This window comes from Streptomyces palmae (genome assembly GCF_004684805.1).
GTDB lineage: Bacteria > Actinomycetota > Actinomycetes > Streptomycetales > Streptomycetaceae > Streptomyces > Streptomyces palmae.
In genome coordinates, this window is the sequence record NZ_SRID01000492.1 from 1 (window position 1) to 4192 (window position 4192).

General features: G+C 75.3%; 4 protein-coding genes. All 4 read left to right on the forward strand.

The genetic code is table 11. The features are described 5' to 3' along the window. Window positions 1-870 (forward strand): MFS transporter (locus tag E4099_RS29775; RefSeq protein ID WP_135342220.1); only part of this gene is annotated, 870 nt, incomplete at its 5' end. 143 nt (window positions 871-1013) lie between these two features. Then, window positions 1014-2171 carry an NAD(P)/FAD-dependent oxidoreductase gene (locus tag E4099_RS29780; protein ID WP_245245302.1) on the forward strand — a complete coding sequence of 386 codons (1158 nt, stop codon included), beginning with the start codon at window positions 1014-1016 and terminating at the stop codon, window positions 2169-2171. Window positions 2172-2343: 172 nt separating this feature from the next. Beyond that, window positions 2344-2658, forward strand: coding sequence for a (2Fe-2S)-binding protein (locus tag E4099_RS29785; RefSeq protein ID WP_135342221.1), 315 nt, complete (start codon window positions 2344-2346; stop codon window positions 2656-2658). Further along, window positions 2639-4192 (forward strand): NAD(P)/FAD-dependent oxidoreductase (locus E4099_RS29790; RefSeq protein WP_135342222.1); only part of this gene is annotated, 1554 nt, incomplete at its 3' end. The genes E4099_RS29785 and E4099_RS29790, both read left to right, overlap by 20 nt.

Sequence of the window (4192 nt, forward strand, 5' to 3'; positions counted from 1 at the left end):
GGCATCGACTTCCTGGGGGCCATGCTGGTCACCAGCGGCATGATGCTCCTGGTCTACACCATCGTGGACGCCGAGCGGGTCGGCTGGGGCGCGGCCCAGACGCTGCTGCTGGGCCCGTTGTCCCTCGTGTTGCTGGTCGGGTTCGTCGTCCGCCAGGCCACCGCCGCGGATCCGCTGCTGCCGCTGCGCCTCTTCCGCTCGCGGAGCCTGGCGGCGGCCAACATCGTCCAGTTCCTGATGATCGCCGGCATGTTCGGCCTGCTGTTCTTCGGAACGCTCTACCTGCAGCGGGTGCTGAGCTACGGCTCGTTGCGGGCCGGTATCGGGTTCGTGCCCATCGCCGTGGTGATCGCGGCGGTGTCCCTCGGCCTTTCGACCCGGCTCATCACCAGGTTCGGCCATCGCGCGATGCTCCTCTTGGGGCTCTCCCTGATCGTCGGGGCGTTCGTCATGCTGTCGTTCGCCCGCGTCGACGGCGTCTACCTGGTGGACTTCCTCCCCGCCGGCCTCGTCATGGGACTGGGCTTCGGCCTGGCCGCACCGGCCGTCATGGGGCTCGGGATGACCGCCGTCGCTCCGGCCGATTCCGGTATCGCCTCCGGGTTGTTCAACACCACTCAGCAGATCGGTGGCGCGATCGGCCTGACCGCGCAGAGTGCCTTCGTCAGCGCACGTACGAACAACCTCACCGCCGCGGGGAAGAGCGAGGCGGAATCGCTGGTCGGCGGATACCACGTGGCCTTCCTGGCCGCCGCCGGCTTCAGCCTGGCCGCCCTGGTCGTCGGCGCCCTCCTGCTCAGGGCCGCGCCGTCCGCGGGACGTGGGCGAGATGGCATGGCATCGCCCGAGCGGGATGCCTCGCTCTGCTGACCAGCGAAGGCCGCCCAGTCCCTGGACCTGGCCGGCGGGCGAACGGTTCGGCGGCGCGCGGCTGATGTCGGGGGCGCCGCCCGCACCCGGACGCGATGTGCGGAGCCCTTGGCAGGCATAGTGCCATGTGAAATATTACTGACGTGCCCATCGGATACATCGGATACTCCGCGGATCTCGTCGTCATCGGAGCGGGCGTGGTCGGCGCCGCCTGCGCCTACTACGCCGCCCGAGCCGGCCTGACCGTCACCGTGCTCGACCGCGGGCCCGTCGCGGGCGGCACCACCGGGGCCGGGGAAGGCAACCTGCTGGTCTCCGACAAGGAACCCGGCCCCGAGCTCGAACTGGCCCTGCTCTCCACCAGGTTGTGGCGCGAGCTGGCCGAGGAGCTGCCGCCGGGGATCGAATACGAGGCGAAGGGCGGCCTGGTGGTCGCGGCCGACCAGGAGGGGATGGCGGCACTGCGGGACTTCGCCGCCGCCCAGCGGGCGGCGGGGGTCGGCTCGGAGGAGGTCCCCGGCGACCGGCTCCGTGAACACGAACCGCACCTCGCCCCTGACCTCGCGGGAGGCTTCCACTACCCTCAGGACGCCCAGCTCCAGCCCGCCGCGGCGGCGGCCGAACTGCTGCGCGCCTCCGGTGCCCGGCTGCGGCTGGGCGAACCGGTCACCGCGATCCTCACCGACCACCGGGGCGCGGTACGGGGAGTGCGCACCGCCCGCGGTGAACTGCGCACCCGTCAGGTGCTGAACGCGGCGGGCACTTGGGGAGGGGAGGTGGCCGAGCTGGCCGGAGCGAAGCTGCCGGTGCTGCCTCGTCGCGGCTTCGTGCTGGTCACCGAACCGCTGCCGCGCGTGGTCCGGCACAAGGTCTACGCGGCCGACTACGTCGCCGACGTGGCCAGCGGATCGGCCGCACTGCAGACCTCGGCCGTGGTGGAGGGCACCCCGGCCGGCCCGGTACTGATCGGCGCCAGTCGGGAGCGGGTGGGTTTCGACCGCACCCTGTCGGTGCCGGTGCTGCGCCGTCTGGCCGCGCAGGCCACCGCCCTCTTCCCGGTACTGGCCGGGGTGCGGGCGATGCGCGGCTACGCGGGCTTCCGCCCGTACCTGCCCGACCACCTGCCGGCCATCGGCCCCGATCCCCAGGTGGGCGGACTGTGGCACGCCTGCGGCCACGAGGGCGCCGGGATCGGACTGGCGCCGGCCACCGGACTCCTGATGGCCCGGCTCCTGACCGGCGGCGAACCCCCGTTGGACGCCCGCCCCTTCCACCCCGGCCGATTCCGCCAAGCGGCCTGACAGCGCCGCACCTCGTCCGCCTCCGGTACGCCCCGATCTCCGCACCACGGTCCGGCTCCGCCACCACGGGTATCCGCCGGCACGCCCTCACCTGCCGCCCGCACCGACCACTCGCTCCCGACCGACCCGGCCCGGTCCGCCCGGCCCCGTCCCCCTGCCATGGAGGTCCGTCGTGGCCCGTACCCCCGCCGGTCTGGCCGGCGCCCAGCCCGATCCACCGTTCGAGATCACCCTCGACGGCCGTGCCGTGACCGCACTGCCCGGGCAGTCCGTCGCCGCCGCTCTGTGGGCGGCCGGCATCCTGGCCTGGCGCACCACCCGCAAGGGCGGACGGCCACGCGGTGCCTTCTGCGGCATCGGCCACTGCTACGACTGCCTGGCCACCATCAACGGCGTACCCAACCGCCGGGCCTGCCTGGTGCCCGCCCGGCCCGGCGACGCCCTCACCGTCCAGGAAGGACACGGCCATGCCGGACTCGGCGTCTGAAGCCCATGACCTGGTGGTCATCGGCGCGGGCGTGGCCGGCCTCGCCGGAGCCGCGGCCGCCCGGGAGTACGGACTCGACGTCGCCCTGGTGGACGCGGCGGAGCAGGTCGGCGGCCAGTACTACCGGCACCCCGCCCCGGGGCTCGGGGCGACCCGACCGCAGGCCCTCCACCATGGCTGGTCGGTCCTCACCGGACTGCGCCGGCGTCTGGCCGAAGGCCAGGTCACCTGGCTGAACGGCCATCAGGTGTGGAGCGTGGTCCGCGAGGACGGCGCGGGCTGGGCGGTGCACGCCGTCCACGGCGCCGAGGGACCGAGCCCGCGGCCGGTACTGCTGCGGGCCCGAGCGGTACTGCTCGCCACCGGCGCGTACGAGCGGCAACTGCCCTTCCCCGGCTGGACCCTGCCCGGGGTGGTGGGGGCCGGCGGAGCCCAGGCCATGCTCAAGTCCGGGCTGGTGCTGCCGGGCAGCCGGGTGGTGGTGGCCGGCAGCGGCCCGCTCCTGCTCGCCGTCGCCTCCTCGCTCGCCGCCGCGGGGGCCCGAGTGCCGGCCGTGGTCGAGGCAGCCGGCTACCTCCGCTATGCCCGGCACCCCCTGGCCCTCGCGGGCAGCCCGCAGAAACTGGTCGAGGCGGCCCGGCACGGCACGGCGCTGCTGCGCCACCGGGTGCGGCTGCACACCCGCAGCGCGGTGACCGCGGTGCACGGCACCGACCGGGTGGCCGGGGTCACCGTCTCCCGGCTGGACGGCGACTGGCGCCCGGTGCCCGGCACCGGTCGACGGGTCGACTGCGACGCGCTGGCCGTGGGGCACGGCCTGGCCCCGCAGATCGAGCTGGCCACCGGGCTGGGCTGCGCCATCCGGTGGACCCCCGACGGCACGCGCGCCCTCGTCCTCGACGCCGAGCAGCGCACCTCGGTGCCCGGGATCTGGGCGGCGGGGGAGACCGGCGGCGTGGGCGGGGCACAACTGGCCCGCGTCGAAGGCGAACTGGCGGGCGTCTCCGCTGCCGTCCGGCTGCGCGGAGGCGCCGAGGCCGCCGCGGTGCGCCGGATCCGCCGCCTGGGCCGGCGCCGGGACCGGATGCGCGCCTTCGCCGACACCATGGCCGCCGCGCACGCGCCCGGGCCCGGCTGGACCGACTGGCTCAGCCAGGACACGGAGGTGTGCCGCTGCGAGGAGGTGACCGCGGGGCGCGTCCGGGAGGCGGTGGCGGATCTGGGCGCCCGCGACGCACGGACCGTCAAACTGCTCACCCGGGCCGGCATGGGCTGGTGCCAGGGGAGGGTGTGCGGGGCCGCGGTGGCCTGTCTGGCGGCCGAAGGCGCAGACGGGGCCGACGGGGCCGCGAGTGGCGCGGTGCCGCCGTCGCCGGAGCGCCGCCCGCTCGCCGTACCGGTCCCCCTCGGGCTCCTCGCGGCACTCCCCGAACCCGCGGAATCCACCGGTCCGCCCGCGCCCACCGGGGGCACCGCGCCTCCCGAGTCTCTGGCCTCCGCCGGGCCCACCGCCCCCGTCGACCGGCCCCAGCCC